General features: G+C 39.7%; 16 protein-coding genes. 2 read left to right on the forward strand and 14 right to left on the reverse strand.

The window, feature by feature from the left end; all coding sequences use genetic code 11:
* Nucleotides 1–41: 41 nt before the first annotated feature.
* The gene (locus tag K322_RS0105065) at nucleotides 42–938 is read left to right on the forward strand and encodes a DUF2156 domain-containing protein (protein ID WP_026625905.1); all 897 of its coding nucleotides are present in this window, start codon (nucleotides 42–44) and stop codon (nucleotides 936–938) included.
* The gene (locus tag K322_RS0105070; RefSeq protein ID WP_026625906.1) at nucleotides 935–1780 is read left to right on the forward strand and encodes a GNAT family N-acetyltransferase; all 846 of its coding nucleotides are present in this window, start codon (nucleotides 935–937) and stop codon (nucleotides 1778–1780) included. The genes K322_RS0105065 and K322_RS0105070 overlap by 4 nt, the downstream gene beginning before the upstream one ends.
* On the opposite strand, the gene K322_RS0105075 is transcribed toward K322_RS0105070, so the two are convergent.
* The 14 genes from K322_RS0105075 to K322_RS0105145 form a co-directional block, all read right to left on the reverse strand.
* A complete protein-coding gene (locus K322_RS0105075) occupies nucleotides 1755–2612 on the reverse strand; it encodes an MBL fold metallo-hydrolase (RefSeq protein WP_051290648.1) in 858 nt (285 codons plus the stop codon). The genes K322_RS0105070 and K322_RS0105075 overlap by 26 nt on opposite strands.
* Nucleotides 2612–3559: an NAD(P)H-dependent flavin oxidoreductase gene (locus K322_RS0105080; RefSeq protein ID WP_026625908.1), complete on the reverse strand. Its 948-nt coding sequence runs from the start codon at nucleotides 3557–3559 to the stop codon at nucleotides 2612–2614. The genes K322_RS0105075 and K322_RS0105080 overlap by 1 nt, the downstream gene beginning before the upstream one ends.
* 90 nt (nucleotides 3560–3649) lie before the next feature.
* Nucleotides 3650–4546, reverse strand: coding sequence for a DMT family transporter (locus K322_RS0105085; protein ID WP_026625909.1), 897 nt, complete (start codon nucleotides 4544–4546; stop codon nucleotides 3650–3652).
* A 141-nt stretch (nucleotides 4547–4687) separates the two neighbouring features.
* Nucleotides 4688–5002 (reverse strand): thioredoxin, encoded by a 315-nt coding sequence (gene trxA, locus K322_RS0105090; protein WP_026625910.1) that lies wholly within the window; start codon nucleotides 5000–5002, stop codon nucleotides 4688–4690.
* A gap of 161 nt (nucleotides 5003–5163) precedes the next feature.
* The gene (dnaE, locus tag K322_RS0105095) at nucleotides 5164–8901 is read right to left on the reverse strand and encodes a DNA polymerase III subunit alpha (RefSeq protein WP_026625911.1); all 3738 of its coding nucleotides are present in this window, start codon (nucleotides 8899–8901) and stop codon (nucleotides 5164–5166) included.
* A gap of 120 nt (nucleotides 8902–9021) precedes the next feature.
* Nucleotides 9022–9957, reverse strand: coding sequence for a riboflavin biosynthesis protein RibF (gene ribF / locus K322_RS0105100; protein ID WP_026625912.1), 936 nt, complete (start codon nucleotides 9955–9957; stop codon nucleotides 9022–9024).
* Between the two features lie 10 nt (nucleotides 9958–9967).
* Complete coding sequence (locus tag K322_RS0105105; RefSeq protein WP_026625913.1) at nucleotides 9968–10585, reverse strand: HAD family hydrolase; 618 nt, start codon at nucleotides 10583–10585, stop codon at nucleotides 9968–9970.
* A 325-nt stretch (nucleotides 10586–10910) separates the two neighbouring features.
* Nucleotides 10911–11723, reverse strand: a complete 813-nt coding sequence (locus K322_RS20150) for a hypothetical protein (protein ID WP_051290649.1) — start codon at nucleotides 11721–11723, stop codon at nucleotides 10911–10913.
* A 9-nt stretch (nucleotides 11724–11732) separates the two neighbouring features.
* Nucleotides 11733–12590, reverse strand: a complete 858-nt coding sequence (locus tag K322_RS0105115; protein WP_026625914.1) for a hypothetical protein — start codon at nucleotides 12588–12590, stop codon at nucleotides 11733–11735.
* 5 nt (nucleotides 12591–12595) lie between these two features.
* Nucleotides 12596–13399, reverse strand: a complete 804-nt coding sequence (locus tag K322_RS0105120) for a hypothetical protein (RefSeq protein WP_134437237.1) — start codon at nucleotides 13397–13399, stop codon at nucleotides 12596–12598.
* A 578-nt stretch (nucleotides 13400–13977) separates the two neighbouring features.
* Complete coding sequence (ggt, locus tag K322_RS0105125; protein ID WP_026625916.1) at nucleotides 13978–15648, reverse strand: gamma-glutamyltransferase; 1671 nt, start codon at nucleotides 15646–15648, stop codon at nucleotides 13978–13980.
* A 100-nt stretch (nucleotides 15649–15748) separates the two neighbouring features.
* Nucleotides 15749–18529 carry a TonB-dependent receptor gene (locus tag K322_RS0105130; RefSeq protein WP_026625917.1) on the reverse strand — a complete coding sequence of 927 codons (2781 nt, stop codon included), beginning with the start codon at nucleotides 18527–18529 and terminating at the stop codon, nucleotides 15749–15751.
* A 310-nt stretch (nucleotides 18530–18839) separates the two neighbouring features.
* A complete protein-coding gene (locus K322_RS0105140; RefSeq protein WP_026625918.1) occupies nucleotides 18840–19964 on the reverse strand; it encodes a hypothetical protein in 1125 nt (374 codons plus the stop codon).
* Nucleotides 19965–20369: 405 nt separating this feature from the next.
* Nucleotides 20370–22523 carry a S9 family peptidase gene (locus K322_RS0105145; RefSeq protein WP_035331407.1) on the reverse strand — a complete coding sequence of 718 codons (2154 nt, stop codon included), beginning with the start codon at nucleotides 22521–22523 and terminating at the stop codon, nucleotides 20370–20372.
* Nucleotides 22524–22577: the final 54 nt, after the last annotated feature.

Below are 22577 nucleotides of genomic sequence, written 5' to 3' on the forward strand. Positions count from 1 at the left end.
GCTAAATCAATAAAGGTCTGAGGCCTTAAATAGCTGAACTTATGATCAACTTCAAACAAATAGAACTGACGGACAAGCCTAAAATAGATGCTTGTCTTGAGGAAAATACGTATCGTGCCTGTGATTTTTGTTTTACGAACATGTTCACATGGAATGCTAAATTTAAAACCCAATATGATATTAATCATAAGACTTTGTTTCTGAGGTTTAATGAAGTCGACGGGAATACATATTACATGATGCCGATAGGTCCTATGCCAATCAAAGCGGCGATAGAAGAAATAATGGCAGATGCCAGAGCTTGTAATATACCGTTTATGATGAAAGGTATCACTAATGAAATGTGGGAGAAGATAAACAGGGCAATGCCCGGTCAATTTGAACACACTCATGAACGCAACAACGACGAATACATCTATCTTTCGGAAAAACTAATAACACTCTCCGGTAAAAAACTACAAAGCAAAAGAAATCACATAAACCGTTTTATTGCAGATAACCCTGATTGGGTGTATTTCCCTCTTACCACTCGTAAGGATCTGGATGAATGTGCATTCATGCTGGATGAATGGGAAAATGTAAAAGAGGATAAAAATCGTTCGCTCGGCTACGATTATATAGCAACAAAACTGATGCTTGAGCACTTTGATGAGCTGCAATTGAGGGGAGGAGCAATAAAAGTGAATGGGAAAATTATAGCCTTCACTATTGGTGAAAGGCTTACAAATGATACCTTTGTAGTACATGTTGAAAAGGCTTTTGCCGATATTAACGGATCGTACACCATAATCAACCGTGAATTTATAAAACACGAGGCTTCCGAATTTAAATATATCAACAGGGAAGAGGATATGGGATTGGATTCGCTGCGGCAGGCTAAACTTTCTTATCAACCGGAAATTTTACTTGAAGAAGGATTTTTAAGACCTAAGAAATGATACGATTTGCAGACACAGATGCTACACCTTTAGTTCGTTCGATGTGGAAGACCTGCTTCGGAGATACGGAGGAATATCTTGATCTGCATTTTTCGAAGAAATATAAGCCCGAAAATACATTGTTGTATTACGAAGGGGATATGGCTGTCGCTGCATTGCAGATGTTACCGTATTCTATTCGTTTTTATGGGAAAGAAATACCATTCTCTTATCTTGCCGGATTGTGTACCTTGCCTGAGTTCCGTAACAAAGGCTATATGGGGAAATTAATACGGACATCTTTCGATGTTCTGAAAGAGCGGCAGATTCCGCTTTGCGGGCTTGTTCCTGCCGAAGATTGGCTTTACGGATATTATGCAAAATATGGCTTTGAAACCGTTTTCGATTCTACGGAAGATACGATTGATCTTAGCTCTGTATTAAGCAAAGGGAAGGATTTCCAGGAGGATTATCTTCTATTCGATAAACAGTATCAGTCGGAAGATTTTTGCGTGTTGAAAACCTTTTTGGATTTTGAAGCTATTGTAGACGATTATAAAGACGAGGGATGTCCCCTAAAAGGAAACTTGAATGGTATGGCTCGGGTGGTTATACCGGAAACCGTATTGGCTTTGTATGCTGCTGTCTGTAATAATTACGACTTTGCAATAAGAGTAGATCAGGATGTATATGATATAAAACAGGGAAAGGTTAGCAAAGCCAACCTTTCCGATACTGATTTATCTGTGGATATAAACTTATTGACAAGGTTATTATTCGGATATCATATTTCAGAACTGGGTTCTCCATATTCTTCTTTATTTCAAGAGCATCACCCTATTCTAAATTTGATGCTGGAATAAGTACCTGAAATTCTCTTAATCCCGAAGGTTTTCCTCTGCTTAATGTTTTTATAGTAACATCTTCACCAACTCTGATCCCTTTTTCCTTTAAGGCGTATTCTATTGTTTTATAGGCAAGTTCGGGATGATTATTATCCTGGCTGAGGTGGCAAAGCCATATTTCATCCAGATGATTGTTATAGATCGATGTCAGTAACTCACCTGTAAGCCTATTGCTAAGATGTCCCATTCCTGAGATAATACGCTGTTTGAGATGATATGGGTAATTTCCGTTGGTAAGCATCTCTTCATCGTAGTTTGCTTCTATAATAAGGTGATTAGCAGTCTTGGCGTATTGCTCTATGGTAGGAGTTATTCGTCCGACGTCGGTGACCAGCACTATTGTTTTTCCTCCCACTTTTATCTGATATCCGACGTTCTCAATCGTATCGTGAGGCACGTCAAATGCTGTTATTTCAAAATCCTTGATCGAAAAGCTGGTGTCTTTCTCAATGATTCTTTTGGAGCCTGAGATATTGTCCTGTACATACTTGGATCGCTCTATGCCGAAATGTACTGTTTCTGTAGCATAGACCGGAATACACATCTTACCGCCTAACCCGCCAATTGATTTTATATGGTCGGCATGGTCATGTGTCACCAGTACGGCTACAATCGTTTCCATTGCTACACCATAATCCCGTAGGTACTTTTTGAGGGTACGCATCCCGATGCCGGCATCAATGAGGATACCGTATTTAGATGTTCCGAGGTAATAGCAGTTGCCGCTGCTTCCACTGGAAAGACTGATCAGACGGAAGGCTGATGTGGGTGTAAATAAGTCGTATTGCATTATAACGAAAGATCTGAGAGCTTGTTAGCCTTTGCGTTAAAATCCGATACGATAGATTTGATGACTTCTGCGGCTGATGGTAAATCATTGATATGTGATGCGATCTGTCCGATTTCAAGTTCACCTTCAATAAGATCTCCTTCGAAGATTCCCTTTTTAGATCGTCCTCGTCCGAGTAGCTCTTTCATTTCTTCAACAGATGCTCCACGATCTTCGGCTTCGGTTACTTTATTGTAAAATTCATTTTTGATGAGTCGGGTTGGGCTCAGTTTCTTTAGAGAGAGCATTGTGTCACCCTCTTTGAGGCTGATGCATAATTTTTTGAATTCATCTGCAGCAGAGCTTTCCTGAGTCAGGGCAAAACGTGTGCCTATCTGTACACCTTCTGCACCTAATGCAAAGGCTGCAAGGGCTGTACTTCCCGTGGCAATTCCTCCTGCTGCGATTAATGGGACATCCAGAACTTCACGAACTTGAGGTATTAATGTAAGGGTAGTGGTTTCTTCACGTCCATTATGACCTCCGGCTTCAAAACCTTCGGCAACAACAGCGTTAACACCTGCCTCCTGGCACTTCAATGCAAATTTGGAACTGGATACTACGTGCGCTACAATTATGCCGTGTTCTTGTAGTTTCTTTGTCCATGTCTTAGGATTTCCCGCTGATGTAAAGACAATTTTCACATCTTCAGCTATTATTATTTCGATGATCTCCTCGATATTTGGATATAGCAAAGGAACATTCACTCCGAAAGGTTTATCTGTTGCAGCTTTGCATTTTTGGATATGTTCACGTAATACTTCGGGATACATGGATCCTGCTCCGATAAGGCCAAGCCCTCCTGCATTGCTCACAGCCGAAGCCAGACGCCATCCACTGCACCAAACCATTCCGCCCGATATGATCGGGTATTTAATTTTAAAAAGATCTGTTATTCTATTATTCATATTGATGTATTTTTTACTAAGGTCTCAGACCTTAAAAGTAGAAGTTTCCTTTTTACAAAGATAATTATTTGCTCATACTTAGCAGATATTCTATTCACTTACTTTTGCTTGCTTTCTTCTATTACCAAAGAGGATAACCAATATTACCGATAAGATAATAAGCAATAATCCGAAGAAGCTGGATATTGCAAAATATTCATGGAAATAGACAACGCCTATAAAAACAGCCACTAAAGGTTCCATTGATCCTAATATGGATGTTATTGTAGAGCCTGCATATTTAATAGCCAGAATTAAAGTAAGATCAGATAAAACGGTAGGCAGGAACGCCAATAATACTAGATGCCCCCATGCCGAAGCTCCGGATATAGGTTCTATGCCGGTAGTCACCGTTGCAAATACTATAAAGATAATAGCTCCCGAAAGTAGTATATAGAAAGTGAGTGCTTCTGCATTCATCAGTGATACAGATGATTTATTAATACCCACAATATAAAAAGCGTATGTCAGAATAGTGATCGAAGCTATTGCGACTCCTATCGGATTGATGGCTTCTCCCTCGTTTGTCCAGCACATCATAGCTACTCCCAGCAAAGATAGTATTGCTGCCAGCATGAGTATTATCGATTTTTTTTCTTTAAAGAACAGAACCATAATCAGACTTACCGAAATCGGGTAAATGAAGTGTATCGTAGTAGCCACCCCGCTTGGTATGTATTTGTAGGCATAAATAAGGCAAAGTGCAGTAGCTGCGTACAATATTCCTAATCCAAAAATGGTAGATATTTGGCGGAGGGAAATTTTCAGGCTCTCTTTTTTCAATAAACAAATCACTCCCATCATTACTGTTGATAGCAAAAAACGGTAAAATAGGATAGTTGGCAAACCGATGCCTTCATCATTCATAAGGGGTAGTGAAAACATCGGGATCAAACCAAAAGTTCCCGATGAGATTAAGGCGAAAATAATTCCCTTAGCATTATTCAAGTTCTTTAAAGACATTACTTCTTTATGTTTTATTTATCGGAGGACAAAGGTACGACCTTTATGTTATAGATAAAAAAACGCCCGCCTTAAAAGGTGGACGTTCTTTTGTTTTATCTATATTTTTATCGTTTTAATAGACGATTATAATAAGTTATTGATTTTTTCTACCAATACCGATTTTTGAGCGGCTCCTACTTGTTTGTCTACTATTTCGCCATTCTTGATGAATAAGATAGTAGGTATATTGCGGATACCGTATTTAGATGTGATATCGTCATTGTTATCAACATCCACTTTGCCTATAACAGCTTTATCTGCATATTCTCCGGCTAGTTCTTCTACGATTGGGCCTACCATACGGCAAGGTCCACACCATTCTGCCCAAAAGTCGATAACTACTAATTTGTCTGATTTTAATACATCTTCGTAAGTTGCATCTGTAATTTCTAGTGCCATACTGTTCAATATTTTTTAGTTATTTTTTCGTTTTTACAAAGATAACCAAAGTATCTTTATTAATATAATAGATAGTATTTATACCCTATTTAAGACGTTAGATATCACTCGTTTTTGAATTTACTTATTTCTGAAAAAAGATTCCGATCTTTTCCCTGTGATCAGTTAACCCGAAACACGATGTTATCATTTTGCTCTAAGTAATCTATTAACTCCTTTCTTATATTTATCTTAATACTACGTGCGAAAAGTTCTACTTTCATGTTTTTTTCACCATCCACTACTTCAAAATATAACAGAGAATTTCCAGGATTGTTCTTTGTCAGGATTGAAAGTTCTTGTACCATGGTTGCATTCATTTCGTGAATGGGTAATGTGATCGTAATTTTTTCGATGACACTGTCTTTTACATCAGGAAGCAGTTGGATCGAATTTATCTTCAATTCAAGCTGATTTTCGTTGAACCGGCGACCTTGTACTCTCCCTTTTACAAAAACGTAAAGACCGGGTCGTCCGTATTTTCCGAAATTGATATAATCGTCACCGAATAAAGGTATTTCCCCGCTTCCGGTAAAGTCTTCTATCTTTATGATCATGTATGGCTTGCCCGTTTTGGTGATACCTTCTCTTACACCGGCAACCAAACCACCAAAGGTTACTTCCCTGTTTCTGAGAGCCTCTTTATCTTCTATCTCTGCCATGCCGACATTGCATCCGTATTTCAGAGCGATGGCAAACTCATCAAGAGGGTGGGCGGATAAGTAGATACCGATCAGTTCCCTTTCTTTATTTAGGCGTTCGAGATCCGACCATTTTTCGGCTTTAGGAATTTCGGGATGTGCTATTTCTATTGCAGATTCACCTCCGAAGAGCGAATTCACAGCCTGTGACTTGTCTATCTGGTACTTATTTCCGTATCTGATTATCTGATCTATAAAAGTTTCGCTTTTGCCGTTTACTGCAAAGAATTGCTCTCTTCCCATTTCAGGAAAATTATCGAATGCTCCTGCCAGAGCGAGAGATTCTATATTCTTCTTGTTGCAGGACGATAAGTTTACTCTTTCTACAAAATCGAATATATTTTTGAATGGCCCATTCTTTTCTCTTTCTTCGATGATATTATTAACGGCTCCTTCTCCAACACCCTTGATCGCAGCCAGTCCGAAGCGGATATCTCCGTGTTTGTTTACAGAGAATTTCAGATAAGACTCGTTCACATCCGGTCCAAGAACATTCATCTCCATGGCTTTACACTCATCCATGAATTTCGTGATTTCCGTGATGTTCGATAGATTTCGAGACAGTACGGCTGCCATATATTCTGATGGATAATTGGCTTTCAGCCATGCGGTCTGGTAGGCTACCCACGAATAACATGTCGCGTGAGACTTATTGAAGGCATATGACGCAAACTTTTCCCAGTCTGCCCATATCTTGTTCAGCGTTTTCTCCTTATGTCCGTTTTTCTTACCTCCGGCAAGGAATTTTTCTTTCAGGGCATTCATCTTATCGATAAGCTTCTTACCCATTGCCTTACGCAACTCATCGGACTGACCTCTGGTAAAGTCTGCCAGCAAACGGGACAAAAGCATCACCTGTTCCTGATATACCGTAATTCCGTATGTGTCGTTGAGGTAACGTTCCATAACGGGAATATCGTAACTGATCTCTTCCCGTCCATGTTTACGGGCAATAAATGAAGGGATGTAGTCCATTGGACCCGGGCGATAAAGGGCATTCATTGCTATCAGGTCTTCGAATTTCGAAGGCTGTAGTTCTTTCAGGTATTTTTGCATACCTGCGGACTCAAACTGGAATGTTCCGGTGGTACGTCCCTGACTGTACAAATCGTAAGTTTTAGGATCTTCGAGAGATATTTTCGCCATATCCACATCTTCACCCGTTGTGTGCTTGATATTTTCTACGGCCTCTTTGATTATCGATAAAGTCTTCAGTCCGAGGAAGTCCATTTTTATCAATCCCGTTTCCTCTATTACCGAACCTTCATACTGAGTGACAAGCATTGTCTCTCCGGTCTCTTTATCTTCGGCTGTACTTACGGGTACGATATCTGATATTGCCTGCTGACCTATGATAACACCACAGGCATGTACACCTGTATTACGGACATTACCTTCCAGCATTTGGGCATACTTAAGCGTATCACGGGTAGTCATATCATAACTCTGAGCAGCTTCTTTCAACTCAGGGACATACTCTATGGCATCCTTTAGCGTAACCTTTTTCTTGTCGGGGATTTTATCGGGTACAAGTTTTGCCAGACGGTTTGATTCCGCTAAGGGAAGTTTCTGTACACGTGCAACGTCTTTTATGGCTGACTTTGTAGCCATAGTACCGTATGTGATAATATGCGCAACCCGTTCCTGTCCATATTTGTCGGTAACCCATCTTAAAACCTCTCCCCTCCCGTCATCATCGAAGTCAATATCGATATCGGGCATAGAGATACGGTCGGGGTTCAGGAAACGTTCGAATAGCAAGTCATACTTAATCGGGTCGATATCAGTAATTCCCAAGCAAAAGGCTACAGCCGATCCTGCTGCCGATCCACGACCGGGACCAACAGCGACACCCATTTTGCGGGCTGCTCCAATGAAATCCTGTACAATGAGGAAGTAGCCGGGAAATCCCATTGTTTTCATGACATTCAACTCGAAATCGAGCCGTTCTTTCGTGTCGGCATCCATATTCGGATAGCGTGACTCTGCACCAATCATTGTAAGGTGGGCCAGATAATCAGCCTCGAGTTTAATACGGATTACTTTATTATAACCACCTAACCGATGGTATTCTTTTTCTCCGAATTCGGTGATCAGATCTTGTTCTGTGTATTTGGATTTGTACTCTTCTTCTGTTCCGAAAGATGGGTCAATGTCAAAGAATGGCATCAAAGCATCGGAGTCTATCGAGTAATATTCGACTTTGTCTGCTATTTCAAGTGTATTCGAGAGTGCTTGTGGTATGTCTCCGAACAGCTCGTTCATTTCGGCTGTAGTCTTTATCCATTCCTGTTTGGTATATCGCATCCGCTTTGGATCGTCAAAATCCTTACCTGTACTCAGGCAGATCAATCGGTCGTGGGCGTCGGCATCTTCTTCGTTCACGAAATGGGTATCGTTGGTTGCTATAACTTTCACTCCCAGTTTCTCGCTGATTCTCAGAAGTTCTTTATTCACTCTCTCCTGTAAAGGGTAAGCCTCCAGATTCGAGTCTGGGCGTGAGGTTTTATGCCGTTGAAGTTCCAGATAATAGTCTTCACCAAAAAGATTCTTAAACCAGAGAACAGCTTCTTCGGCAGCTTCAATGTCTCCTTGCGTAATCTTCTTTGGTACTTCTCCTCCCAAACATGCAGAGGATACAATTAGTCCTTCGTGATGTTCTTCCAGCATTTTCTTATCAATACGCGGACGCATATAGAACCCGTCGACCCAGCTTTTCGATACCATTTTGATGAGGTTCTTATAGCCTGTCAGGTTTTTGGCAAGCACTACTAAGTGCCAGCCGCTCATGTCTTGTTTTCCATCTTTCAGTTTATGTCCTCTTCGTGCTACATAGCATTCGCACCCGAGGATAGGTTTAAACAGATGGGATTCTTCTTCTTTTAGCTTTGCGGATAGTTCTTCTACCAGTTTTTCATTTCCTTTCGATCTGGCTTCTTCCAATTCTCCTTTGATGGTCTTTATAGCTGCGAAAACAGGAGCATTCTTCTTTTTTGTATAATTATAAAACTCCTTGATCCCGAACATAGATCCGTGATCGGTAAGGGCAATGGCTTTCATTCCGTCAGCTTTGGCCTTGTCGACAATGCGGGAGATGCTTGCTTGTCCATCCAGCAACGAATATTGCGAGTGGACATGTAAATGTATGTATGGTTGCATGACTATTTGTGATCTGATGTTGGAATAAAGGTACTCTTTTTTGCAAAAGGAATACCTTTATTCATCATTGATATTTTTGATAAGTCCTCAGACCTTTTTTATTGCTGTATTGTCGGGATTCTATGAATTATTTCTCCGATCCAATATCTTTTTGACGTTAACTTTATCTTGATAGATATGTTTCTTAAGTGTTTCCATATCCTTGAATTTCTCATCGGGGCGAACAAACTCCAAAAACTCCACGGATAGGTATTTACCGTACAGATCGTCATTGAAATTGAAAATATTCACTTCTAGGCTGATATTATCCCCATTGTGCAGAGTAGGGCGTTTACCTATATACAGCATCCCTCCATATAGGCATTCACCGATATGTACATTCACCGCATAAACCCCAAAAGCCGGAACTACTTTGAAGTCTTCCCATATTTTGATATTGGCAGTCGGGAATCCAATTGTGCGGCCAACTTTAAAACCTTCTACAATCTGCCCTGATATGGTGTAATTATATCCAAGTAACTGGTTCGCTTTCTCAATATCGCCTTCACCAAGCAAGCGTCTTATACGGGATGAACTTACATGCAGGCTTTGGCTTAATTCTTCGGCCTGTATAACGTCCATACCAACTTCTGCTCCGTATAGTTTGTATTCGTCAAAGCCATCTTCACGATTATGGCCAAAGCGATGGTCGTAACCGATAAGCAGGGTATCTACATCAAGCTGGTTTTTCAATACCTGCTGAATAAAGTCTTTAGCTGACATCTGAGACATCTCTTTGGTGAAATCGAGTACTTCGCAATAATCGACACCGGTACATTCTATTCGCTTCACCTTTTCTTCAAAACCGCACAGCAAAGCCGGCTGGTATTCGGTGTTAAGTACACGTCGGGGGTGAACAGGAAAAGTGATGATAGCCGAAGGGAGTCCTCTCTTTGCGGCCTCAGTCTTTAACTGATCTATCAGAAACTTATGCCCTGAGTGTACTCCATCGAAAAAACCGATGGTAGCAACTAATGGCTTGTGTTCTGCTTTATTTTCTGAATTCAGAATTTGCATTGGTTACTCTTTATTCGAATACTTTTCTCAGGTCTTCGGTCTGATCTACAAGATAGGTTTTGAATCCGAACTTTTCGGCTGCATCAAGATTTGATTGTCCATCGTCAAGAAACAAAGTTTCAGAAGGATTGATACCTGCAGCTATGACCGCATCAAACGACTCTTTCGAAGGTTTGGTGTGACCTATTTTATAAGACATAAAAGCAATGTCGAAAAAATCAGATAAAGTTTCTCCTGTCGCACAGAATGATGCCGAATGAGCCCAATCCATAATAATCGGATTGGTATTGCTCAGCAGGTACACTTTGTACTCTTTGCGCAACTCCTTCAATAGATCGAGTTTATATTGAGGTATTCCATCAAGAAAGGCCAGCCAGCCAGAGTCTATATCTTCTTCTGAGATGTCTTTCCCTGCCAGTTTGCGTAATTCAATATAGAATTCTTCTTTTGAGATTTTACCTTCTTCTATTTCAAGAAATATTCCTTTCTGGCGGAATTCTCCCAGATACTCTTCTATGTTATCAACACCTATTTCCTTGAAACGGTTTACGGCATTGTCTTTATTTATATTGACAATAACTCCTCCGAAGTCGAAAAGCAGATTTTTTATACCGGTCAGATTTCCCATATTTAAATAAAAGAATGTATTTATGATATATTTCAACTCGTAACGAACTCTGGTTTTTCTACTTACCAAAGCATCGGTTTGGTCTGAGACCTCTTCGTTTGAATGATATTACAAAGTTAAGAAAAAAACGGTTATCAATAAACAATTACCTGTTAACAGAGAAAAGGTTACAAAAGTAACAATGAGATATACTTTATCTGTTCTCAAATAATGCTTAGTCTAAAGGATTATTCTATATCTGCTATTGGGTATAGATAAAATAAAACAAGCTTACCTCTATATTTTAGATAAGCTTGTTTCTTTTGTTATAAAGCTGTTAATTACCTTACATTTCCGAAATCGTCAATATGTTGTAAGAACTATCAGTCGTAATATTAATACCTTCCGGCATTGGATGCCATATTGAAAATAAAAATGAATTTCCGGTCTGAAGATAAAGGAATACTTTATTCATAATGGTCATGTTAATACCGGGATCTCCCAATGTGATGGGTACTGCAATTGCACTTTTTACCATACTGGCTGTACTACTGCTTACAGTGAGATTAAGTTCGAGCCGTAGAGGAGTGTATATTTGCGATGTTACATTCTCTGCCATAGCTGTACATGATACTGAATAGACTCCTGTATGAGGGGCTGTAAACCGACCTGTTATGGCATTGAAGCTGTTGGTTGCGTCCATTTCCTTAGTCCAGTTGCTAAGGGGTGTCGATACAGACCCCGGACACGATAGACCCGAAGCATTCTTTGCTACAACAAAAGCTTTTGTAGGCAAGGTTGTCAGCCTTAGCCAGTTTTCTCCATCAGAATACTCTATTCCGTTATTGTAGCGAATAGCACCTGCTTGGGCTTCAGAGGCTGTAAGGGTAGTTGTGCCCAACCCTAATTCCCCATTATCTGAACCTCTCAGGTCGAGTTTTACAACAGGGGTTACACCACCCATGCCGATATATCCATCATCCAACAATTTAAATAATTCGGAATTATCCGAATTTTGAGCTTTAATTGTAGGGAGTGTTGTTGAATTCCCTTTCACGGTGAGGCTTGCCGTTGGCGATTCTGTATTCACTCCTATCTGGGCATTTACAGATATTAAGAGTGTCGAGAATATATATATTATAAATAGTCTTTTATTCATCTTTTTCTTTTATTGTATCACAATAGAGATATTATTGAAGCCTGTATCTGATGTTGGGGTTGCAGCAGAGTCTCCATATATACGAAGATGCTTATCTGTTCCTGTGGAGTGGAATACCTGTGGGTAGAGGGTATCTCCTTGATTCATGGTGATGGTACCGCTGCAAATAATCTGAGCCATAAATGATCCGGCTGTCGGAAACGAGTTTGTACATTTGATTGTTTTTCCATTGCTGGATATCCAGTGCCCTTCGATATAACTGTCGGCAGAAATTTTGTCGATAGCGAAATGTAGACTGAGGGTTGCTGTATATAATCCTGACTTTGGCGCAGTAAAGACTCCGGTTGTAGGATTGAAAGTATTGGTAGGATCATATTTTATGTTCCAGTTCCCTACTTGAGTTGTTTGATTATCAGGACAATTTACCGTGTTGTAAGAATTGGTTGCTATTACGCAGTTACGTGGGGCATCATATTCGAGAACCAGCCATTGAGTACCATCTGAATAATGGAGTTCTTTGGTTGTCGGAACATATTTGATCGCACCTCCTTTTGCTGTCGCTGCCGATAGATTGGTTGTACCGATACCTATAACATTATTATCTCCATAAGTTGCCCTTAGATCTAGCCTTACGGTCGGGTTAGCTGTTCCAAGCCCCATATATCCGTTATCAAGTAAGGTCATCAAGTTTACATTGTTTGCATTAGATATGAGCAAGCTTTGTGTCGATGAAGTATTACCGTCCGATAATATATCGAGTGACGCAGTGGGTGTTTGAGTGTTTATTCCTACCTGAGCAAAACTATTATTTGTCAATACTCCCCAAATAAAGACAAAGGCTATGGTTATAAATCTATATTTTCTCATATTTGTTAATTCTCTAATATACTTAAATTACAATATCCGGCTTTTAAAGTTTTTGCACTTCCCATATTGTGAAAAATTACAGGCTTCAGTATTTGACCTATGCTTAGCTGGAAGTTGCCCGAACAAAGAACTGATGTTTGAAAAGTGGCAGCTTTATTATATGTCGATTGACATTTGACTGTGGTTGCAGGTGACACCAAATTAAGCTGTAAATAGGAGTCTGCGGCAACTGTTCCGCTGCTGAATGTTGCTATTACCGAGATAGTATATGTTCCGGTACGAGGAGCGGTAAACTCTCCTGTAGAGGATGAGAATGTGCCTAACAGATCTTCTTGCACACGCCAGTTTTTAATATTGACAGATGTATTATCTAGAAATGACTGGCTCGTGTTGATAATGTCGGCCACGACGTAAGTCTTGATAACATTAGCACTTAGCTTTTCCCAATTAGTATTGTCAGAAAGATACAATGCCTTTGTTCCGGTATCATACTTTAGCGCTCCGGCCTTGGCCTGACTTGCTGTTTGGCTGCTGGTTCCGATACCTATGATGGAGTTATTTGCATTGTCACGCAAGTCTAAACGGATATTCGATGTAGTTATACCTAGTCCGAGTGCTCCGTGATCACGTAGTGATAAAATTTCATTATCAGACGTATTTCTGGCAGAGAGTGCTTGTGTTGCATTGGTATTTCCTGTCGAAATGATCTCAAGAGTAGCTTGAGGTGTTGTCGTATTTATCCCTACGTGTTGGGCATTAATAACCCCGACGGAGAATATCCCCATCATTAAAAGAAATTTTTTTTTCATTATGAGATTGAATGTTGTGTTGAGGGTGTAGATCCTCTTGTTGTTTATATTTCGAGTAATTTGTGGTATCAAAAAAGGCAGTAAAGTGCATTCTCTGCACCTTACTGCATGACAAAACCGATTATCGGACAATTTAAATCTGAAAGCAGAATCAGAACGACAACAAAACAACAACAAGACTGCTCCATACAGTTTGTCCATCCGGTTTAATAATAAATTGATATATGATATTTGAGGTATGTATACACGAAAAACTACTCCGTCATTTTGACACAATAGAAATTTTGTTTCTGAAATTTTTTGATTATTTGTTACGCCAGGTGCGTCTCTCTCTCTCTCTCTCTCTCTCTCTCTCTCTCTCTCTCTCTCTCTCTCTCTAATATTTCACACGACACAACCATCTCTGAATTGTTAAAAAAACAAGAGTGGTCAAAGTTTATATGTGTGAAAACTGAAATCATTAGCACGATTAATTATTAGGATACAAGTATAAATAATCAAGGGGTTACTTATATCAGACTGTGCAAATATAAGGATTTTTTATCATATGCAAAATTTGATCATAAAGGCTTGTGTGGTTAATATCCGGCAACAGCATCATCCCCTCTGGAATCAGCTCCTCCTTCGAGTGTACCATCAGCTTTAATGATGATAGCTTCGACTCTTCCGTATGGTTTGCGGGGTACTATTTTATAGCCTTTCGACTCAAGACGCAACCTTACTTCATCGGTAATGGCTCCGTCTTCGGCTTGTACTTCATTAGGTAGCCATTGATGATGAAAGCGGGGTACAGAAACCGATTTCTGTGCATCGAATCCATATTCTATGTTGTTTATTATAGCCTGAAAAACAGATGTGATAATCGTTGATCCTCCGGGTGTACCTACAACCATATACAGTTTACCTTCTTTTTCGAGGATTGTAGGAGTCATAGAACTTAACATCCGTTTATTGGGTGCAATGGAGTTTGCTTCGCCACCCACTAATCCATATAGATTCGGTACACCGGGCTTAACCGAAAAATCATCCATCTCGTTGTTCAATAAAAATCCTGCGCCATCTACTACCACCTTCGAGCCGTATGATCCATTTAAGGTCGTAGTAACTGATACAGCATTACGGTCTTTATCTACAATACAATAATGTGTGGTCTGATCGCTTTCGTAAGGTGTAAATCCTATCGGTTTGATCTCCGAACTGGGTGTTGCCTGCGCAAAGTTTATATCTGCCATGCGTCTGACAATATAGTTTGCTTCAAGCAGTTCTTTCTGCGGAACCTTTATAAAGTCGGGGTCTCCCAGATATTCGGCTCTGTCGGCATATGCCCTGCGTTCGGCTTCTACAATCAGCTGTACTGTCGAATCCTGCTGAAAACCCCATTGCGAGACCGGATATTTCTCAATAGTTTTCAGCAGAGTAATAAGTGCAATACCTCCGCTCGAAGGTGGCGGCATAGATATAACTTTGTAGTTTTTATAATCGGCTGATATGGGGATACGCCAGATTGCCTTGTAATTTTTAAGATCATCTGATGAGATGATTCCATTGTTCCTTTTCATTTCGGCAATTATCATATCGGCGACTTCTCCCTGATAGAATCCTTTACTGCCCTTTTTTGCAATAAGCTTTAGGGTTTTGGCTAAATCGGGCTGCTTCAAGATGTCACCCTTAGACCATTCCGTATCTTTAACGAAAGCACATCCATTGGAATTATAACGGATAAAGTAATCTTTATTTTTGTTTAATTCATCGACTTGCATATCGGTTAACCCGAATCCGTTTTCAGCAAGTTTAATTGCCGGAGCCAGTATCTTATCCCACGATAGCTTTCCGTACTTGCGATGAGCTTCTTCCATTCCTGCTACTGTTCCGGGAACTCCGGCAGCTAATCCTCCGTATAGGCTTTTATCTGTTATGGCATTCCCGTTTTCGTCGAGATACATGTCTCTGTGTGCTTTTTGGGGAGCAGTTTCCCTGTAATCCAAAGCTGTCGTTTTGCCTTCGGTAGAACGATATACCATAAATCCCCCGCCACCTATGTTTCCTGCATTGGGATAAACAACAGCCAGTGCAAATTGTACAGCAACGGCTGCATCTATAGCATTACCCCCTTCTTTGAGTATTTCTATTCCGGCTTCGGAAGCTAAAGGATGAGCAGATACTACCATCCCGTTTGGTGAAAGGGTAGGCGACTGAGCCGATAGGGTTAGCGATAGAATAAAAGAGGATATGAGTAGATTTATTTTCATCTCGATTTTGAATTTCTGTGTATGTTACAAATATAAAAAATACCGGATTGCTGTAATACAATCCGGCAATTTTTATTTACTGGTAATTAATAGATGTCTATTATATAGTCAATCCGACTCTGGCAAAAACATAACGTCCGTTGAATCCGAATTGCTGTCCTGTACGTGAGTAGATAAAGTATCCTGCTCCTCTGTTTCCTGCATTGTTTTTATCAGGATAGATGTCAAATACATTATTCGAGCCAAGGCTTAGTTTTAGATTTTTATTGAGGTCATAACCAACGACAAGATCTGTTATGATTCTTGGATCGTATGTTTGTGCATCTGCTTCTACATTGGTAGCTGCATCGGTAGACCCGAAATATACATTGCGTACCAAGAACGACCATTTGTCGAGACTGTAATTAATACCCAGGTTCACTTTTACTCTTGGGGTAGCAGATTCTATGTAAATGCGGCTTGCCCTGTCGAGATACGAGCTTTCTTTTCCGGCGAGAATAGTCGATGAGTGTACGTCTCCTACAATATTGGTTTTCGAAAATGTTCCTGCCAGATCGACTCTCAAATTCCCTTTTCCTATTTGATCCTGATAAGTCAGTACTGCGTCTATACCTTTGGTTTCGGTATCTATTGCATTGGCAAAGAAACGAGCCGATGATGCTCCCACCTGATTCAATAGCTGATATATTTCTTTATCTTGTTCGGATGCATTTGCCGAATTATCTCCTTTGAATTGTCCTGTATAAATAATGCGGTCATCTATGCGGATAAAGTATCCGTCGACAGTTGCTTTGAATTTTCCGAAGTTAGCAGTGAAGCCTCCGCTTACACTGAATGATTTTTCTTCTTTCAGTTTTGGAATACCTAATAATTTAGCCGCACGACTGTCGTTGGTGAAAGTTCCGGATTGGACGATTACGCCATCTGTCCAGACACTTGATGTAGCACTGAAATATCGTTGATGCAGCGAAGGAGCTCTGAATCCTGTATTGGCGGCAGCACGAAACGAAAGGATATCGTTGACCTTGTAACGAGTAGATACTTTCCAGTTGAGAGTGGAACCAAAATCAGAATAGTTCTCGAAACGAAGGGCTCCCGCAACTAACCATTGAGGAGTAAAGTTTACCTCTACATCTCCGTAAGCGGCTACTGATGACCTGCGTGAATTGGTTGCATTCTCGGGTCTGAATCCGGGGAAAGCCTGAGCTCCTCCCGCATAAGCTGAACCGTTTTCAGCGAAAAGGGTTTGAACCGAACCGTTGATATCAGATACATAGATCGGATTTCCGTTTACATCCGTTCCTACTTTATTAGCTTTGCCATAGTCGCGGTATGATGATTCTTCTCCTTCACGGATGATGTAGTTTTCGTATCGGTGTTCTACTCCGAATGCCAGGTTGACTCCGGACAGGACGTCTGCAAAATTGCGGTCTATATCCAGATTGGTCGTATTTTGGGTAAAGCCGTATCCGCCGGCATCAAAACTTGTCGGAGAACTTTTTCCTAAAGAAGCATTCAAACTGTTTTCTGTATTGAAATCAATTGTATTATTCCCGTAAGTATTTGATAAATCGACATGCCATCCTGATACTACGCCCCTGATTCCGGCTGATAAAGATTTATCGTAATTGTTAGTTGCGATAAGTGGCAAAAATCCATCGGGATATATTTCGGAAATATTCTGAGTGATTTGAGCCGGCTGGCGGCGGAATGCTGCCGATTCACCTTCTCTGTAATTTAGTCCCCCGAATGCATAAATCTCAGTTTCGTTTTTAAGAGGTAATACACCATTGAAAAAGGCAGCACCTCCTCTGGTTTTCGATTGTCCGATACGGGAAACATAGTCTGCACGAGTTTCTCCTCTGCGGGCTAATTCTTCGTCTGTTATGTCTTTTCCTGTAGGGTTCGGGTATAGGTCGGGGCGGTTGTAATCGTTGAAGATAGTTCCTGTAAATTCTTTCTGTCGGTTAGTTGGCTTACGATCGCTGTAAACTCCCGAGAAATTAAGGAATCCACCTTTGTCTCCTAATTTAATCCCGTAATTGAGATCAACATCCACTCTTTCTCCATCGAAATCATCTTCTGAGTTTTTAGACCAATATCCTCCTGCCGATGTACTGAATTTTAGCTTATCAGTGGAATCTTCCAGAATGATATTTATTACTCCGGCAATAGCATCAGATCCGTATTGAGCTGCTGCTCCGTCACGTAATACTTCGATGCGTTTGATGGCGGATGTGGGAATTGCGTTAAGGTCTGTTCCTACCGATCCTTTACCTACTGTTCCGTTGATATTGATAAGCGAGGTCGTGTGACGGCGTTTACCGTTGATAAGTACTAATACCTGATCAGGACCTAGTCCTCTCAACGTAGCCGGGTCTATGTGGTCTGTACCATCGCTGATAACCTGTGTGTTGGAGTTAAAAGAAGGGACTACATAGTTTAAGATCTGGGTAAGTGAGACCTGTGGAACGTCTTTCAGAGTCTGCGCGTCTATAACATCCACCGGAACGGGTGTTTCGAGGCGAGATCTTCCTCCTCCCCGTGAACCAAGAACTACTACCTCTCCTAATTCTTTTTGTGACAGTTGGAAATCCTGTTTTCCGTCCTGATTTTCTTCTAATATGATTTTTGCCCATTTCTGGTCATATCCCAAATAACTGGCAGCAAGGGTATATGAACCCGGAGCAGTCTTTATTTCGTATGTTCCGTCGTCGTTGGTTACGGTATTTATATTAGTACCTTCTATTCTGACAATAGCCCCTACGAGCGGAGTGTTCTGATCGTAGATTTTTCCTTTGATAGTTGTTAACTTCTGAGCAAATACGGTAGTTGATCCTAATGCTAAAAGTGTTAATACTGAATATATTATTTTTTTCATTTTTCGGTTTTTTTATTGATGTTGAGTTTCTGATAACGATACTTTATTCTAAAATATGATCAACAACATCGCATGAAAACCGCTTGGATTCTAATTTTGAAAAGTCCAGATAAAAGTCCGAATCCCAATAATTTAAGGATCTGTTCTTTTTGATAATTGTGTAGCCCCATATTTTTCTTTATTTTTTACAAAAGCAAAGGTATTGGATGTTAATATTCTTGAAAATACCATAGATGCGGTATTTTGGATGGTAAAATAAAAGCCTGCTTTCCAGATGAAAACAGGCTTTTTACTTAGATTTATTTATCTCTTATTTTATAATCTCGTTTTTAACAAGTTCTGCCTGAATTACTACATTTTTCAGGTACTCGTATTCTAATTGGAAGCATTCGGAGAAAACTTTTTCATCCGAGAAGCTTTCTTCAATCTGTTTCGCTGTCCAGAATTTACCATTAAGCAGACTTATGCTTTTTAATTGTTCTTCTGTTTCAATACGTGCGATAAAAAGAAATATCAATCGTTTGGTCTCTTCATTTTCATATACATACTTGATAAGAAAATTAAACGGCAGTTCCTGCATGTTTAATGCCCGTGATATACTGTTTCGTACTGCAATATTTATTTCGTGGTTGAATAACATGTATTTCTCGAATGGATGATCGTATGATCCGGGATCAAGAGTGTCTGTTTCTGACCGTTTTTGCAAGTAAACATCTCCTTTGTGTATAAGTGCAACCCGAACAACCGGATGCATGAATCTATTTTTCATTTTAGAAGAAACAGAGCGTGCGATTCTTCCTGTAACTTCTCCTGATTCGTTAACTATAGGCAGCCATTCTTCTTTTCTCAATTGTTTGATGATCCTGCGGGTTTTAACTTCTTCGTAGATGACAATAAAGAGAAATATTATAACAGGGACAATACCGTATATAATTAAATTAACTTCCCACAGGTATTTTACCGGTTGCTTGAATGAATAGATCAGCAGTACAAATATGTAAGGTGTCAGAATATATTGCGATAACCGGGCGATATCGAATACTTCGCTCAGGAATGTTTTCTGTACAATACTTTTTTTCTTTCCAAGATACATGCTTATGTATGTTTTGGATAGTCTGGCCACAGTAAGAAAAGTGGTCAGAATGACAAAATAAAATGCAAGGAAAAATACCGGTGGCAAATCCTGTGGTGCTGTAAGCAGCCTGATAATAAGTGTGAGTCCCAGAGCAAATGAATTGAACAGAAATATCAGTCCGCAAACACTCGCTTTTGTATATAATCTCAAACATACATCTGCCAATATCGAAACAAAGATCGATATAGCTAATGAATAGAGTACATTATTTGTAGTCCAGAATAATACAATGAATAAGACTCCTATGATTAAGCCCAAAGAGGGGTTAATCAAGTATTTTTTGACACCTTTTGTAATCATAATATAAATATCCCTAAGCCATGTATTGCATGTTAAAAGTGCATGCTTTTAAAGTGTTAGAGATCAATTTTTTCTTTCTATTATCTTCTTATTATCAAATTAATGTCTTAGACTTTTTTTGCTGGTTTTGGTAAACATAATAGTCTAAGCTTGTTATGAGTAAATAATATATCTTCGGATATTATTATTATGATATATAAAACAAACATTATTATCTTTTGTTTATTTTTTTTAGAAAGATTTTAGTGAGTGAAATTGTCCTAACAGCGTTCTTGACTGCAATGTAATAAATCATTTCTGAAAATACTTTGACTTTTGGCGGAAAAGGATAAAAAAAAGATGAAATAATGATATATTTCATCTTTTATCTTTTTGTAAACAGATCGGATTAGCGATTCTCTTTTTTTATTTCTGATTGAGAAAATGAATGATTTTTGTATATAAATATGTTCTATTATCACTTCCCAATATCGAATGGTTTAGATCGGGGAATACAAACAGGTCAAATTGTTTGCCTGCCTTTATCAAAGATGACGTGTAGTCTACAGTATTTTGGAAATGTACGTTGTCATCCGCTGTACCATGTATCAATAGCAGTTTTCCTGATAGAGACGATGCCAGATTAATCGGGGAACCATTTGCGTAGCCGGCTTCATTTTGCTGAGGTGTACGCATATATCTCTCGGTATATACCGAATCGTAATATCTGTAGTCAGTGACAGGTGCAATAGCAACTCCGGACCGGAATACACCTTGACTTCGGCTGAGGCTCATTAATACATTATAGCCGCCGTAGCTCCATCCCCAGATTGAGATATCCGAAGGATTGATGTAAGATAATGTGGCGAAGTATTTTGCAGCAGCAATCTGATCATCAGATTCTTTGATGCCTAAATTCATGTATGTGCATTTGCGGAATTCCTGCCCTCGGGCTCCTGTTCCTCTGCCATCAACAGATGCTACAATATAGCCTTGATTAACAAGGTAATGTACCCAGTCGATATTGAAACGGTCTAATACTTCCTGTGAATCCGGTCCGCTGTACTGTACCATTAACAATGGATATTGTTGAGATGGGTTGAAATTGAGAGGTTTCATGATCCATGCATTCAGGTTGGATCCGTCTGCTCCCTGTACTGTGATGAATTCTTTCTTGGGTATTCCTGCAGACGCCACCTTGTTTTGTAAAGCTTTATTATCTTCCAATACCCGTAGTTCTTTGCCCGAAGCATCGTTCAAAGTGATTAAGTTTGGAGTATTGGTATTCGACCAGTTATTGATATAGTATTTTCCGTTCGAACTGAATATTGCTGTATTGTATCCTGCTTTAGCAGATAGTTTAGTTTTTGTTCCTTTTACCAGATCCACTTTGTAGATACCTCTTTGAAGTGGGCTGTCTTCCGCTGCCTCATAAAATACCGATTTGCTTACCGGATCGCATGCTAATATCCCGGTTACATCATAATTGCCCGAAGTAAGCTGTTTTTGCTGTACTCCTGCCATTGAGTAAAGATATATGTGGCTGTAACCGCTTTTTTCGCTTATATATGTAAACTGATCTCCGATGAAATGGATAGAGTTAAAGAAGTCGAAATTGATATATCTGTCGTTCTGTTCTCTCAGAATTAGTTTACTGATGAGGCTTCGGGGATCAGAAAAATACATGTTGAAGTCGTTCTGTTCTCTGTTTAATGTAAGTACAGCCAGTTGTGAATTCGGGGCAAAAACTATCTTAGGGATATATTCGAAAGAGGTATTCGCCGGAAACTTAATATCTCTTATTGTTTTGGACTCAATATCAAAAACGTTGCAGCTTACTTTAGAATTTGCTTCTCCTGCCTTCGGGTATTTAAACGATTGCAGGGTGGGGTAAAGCTGATGTTTGAAGTTTTGGAAAGAAAATTCGGGAACATTGGTTTCGTCAAATTTTACGAATGCAAGCAGTTTGTTATCCGGAGAGAAGTCCATCAGTTCTGTAACGGTGAATTCTTCTTCATAAGCCCAATCGGTTGCTCCATTGATGATTTTTCCGAATGCTCCGTCTTTAGTTATCTGAGATTCTGTTCCATAATCGAATTTTGCAAGCCATATGTTATTATCGGTAACATATGCAAGCATACGTCCGTCACGTGAAAAAACAGGAGATTGTTGTTTTGACTTATTCTCGGTCAGTTTTTTTATCAGATTGCGGCGTATATCGAAATAGTAATAATCGGCTTTAAATGAACGTCTGTATATCGGTTCGCTGCTTGTGTAAACTAATAGGCGGTTTTCATCGGGGCTCATCAGGTATCCTTCGAATTTAGATATATTGCAATCTCTCGCAGTTGATACATCAAAGACTGTAGCAACGGGTTGACCTGTTTTGTATGAATATTTGATTATTTGGGTTTGCTCTGTATTAGGCTGATAATAAAACTCACCATCAGCGGATGATACTGTTGCCGGCACTCCCTTAGGACGATAAACTCCCGAGGTGATATCTTTCAGATTTAACGATTGAGCAAAAGATGCGACTGCAATCGTTACTGCAATAAGCAAAAAACAAGCTTTTTTCATACGTTTTATAATTTTCTATAATACAAATATACGTTCTTTCGAAGTAGAATCTTA

The sequence above is a fragment of the Indolivaga capnocytophagoides DSM 22835 genome (assembly GCF_000426485.1).
Taxonomy (GTDB): domain Bacteria; phylum Bacteroidota; class Bacteroidia; order Bacteroidales; family Dysgonomonadaceae; genus Dysgonomonas_A; species Dysgonomonas_A capnocytophagoides.

Bases quoted from the DNA above. Each gene is read 5' to 3' on its own strand.
- K322_RS0105140 (WP_026625918.1), bottom strand. From the start codon at position 19,964: ATGATTACAAAAGGTGTCAAAAAATACTTGATTAACCCCTCTTTGGGC.
- ggt (WP_026625916.1), bottom strand. From the start codon at position 15,648: ATGAAAATAAATCTACTCATATCCTCTTTTATTCTATCGCTAACCCTA.
- trxA (WP_026625910.1), bottom strand. From the start codon at position 5,002: ATGGCACTAGAAATTACAGATGCAACTTACGAAGATGTATTAAAATCA.
- dnaE (WP_026625911.1), bottom strand. From the start codon at position 8,901: ATGCAACCATACATACATTTACATGTCCACTCGCAATATTCGTTGCTG.
- K322_RS0105075 (WP_051290648.1), bottom strand. From the start codon at position 2,612: ATGCAATACGACTTATTTACACCCACATCAGCCTTCCGTCTGATCAGT.
- K322_RS0105105 (WP_026625913.1), bottom strand. From the start codon at position 10,585: ATGGGAAATCTGACCGGTATAAAAAATCTGCTTTTCGACTTCGGAGGA.
- K322_RS20150 (WP_051290649.1), bottom strand. From the start codon at position 11,723: ATGAATAAAAGACTATTTATAATATATATATTCTCGACACTCTTAATA.
- K322_RS0105070 (WP_026625906.1), top strand. From the start codon at position 935: ATGATACGATTTGCAGACACAGATGCTACACCTTTAGTTCGTTCGATG.
- K322_RS0105115 (WP_026625914.1), bottom strand. From the start codon at position 12,590: ATGAGAAAATATAGATTTATAACCATAGCCTTTGTCTTTATTTGGGGA.
- K322_RS0105080 (WP_026625908.1), bottom strand. From the start codon at position 3,559: ATGAATAATAGAATAACAGATCTTTTTAAAATTAAATACCCGATCATA.
- K322_RS0105065 (WP_026625905.1), top strand. From the start codon at position 42: ATGATCAACTTCAAACAAATAGAACTGACGGACAAGCCTAAAATAGAT.
- K322_RS0105130 (WP_026625917.1), bottom strand. From the start codon at position 18,529: ATGAAAAAAATAATATATTCAGTATTAACACTTTTAGCATTAGGATCA.
- ribF (WP_026625912.1), bottom strand. From the start codon at position 9,957: ATGCAAATTCTGAATTCAGAAAATAAAGCAGAACACAAGCCATTAGTT.
- K322_RS0105120 (WP_134437237.1), bottom strand. From the start codon at position 13,399: ATGAAAAAAAAATTTCTTTTAATGATGGGGATATTCTCCGTCGGGGTT.
- K322_RS0105145 (WP_035331407.1), bottom strand. From the start codon at position 22,523: ATGAAAAAAGCTTGTTTTTTGCTTATTGCAGTAACGATTGCAGTCGCA.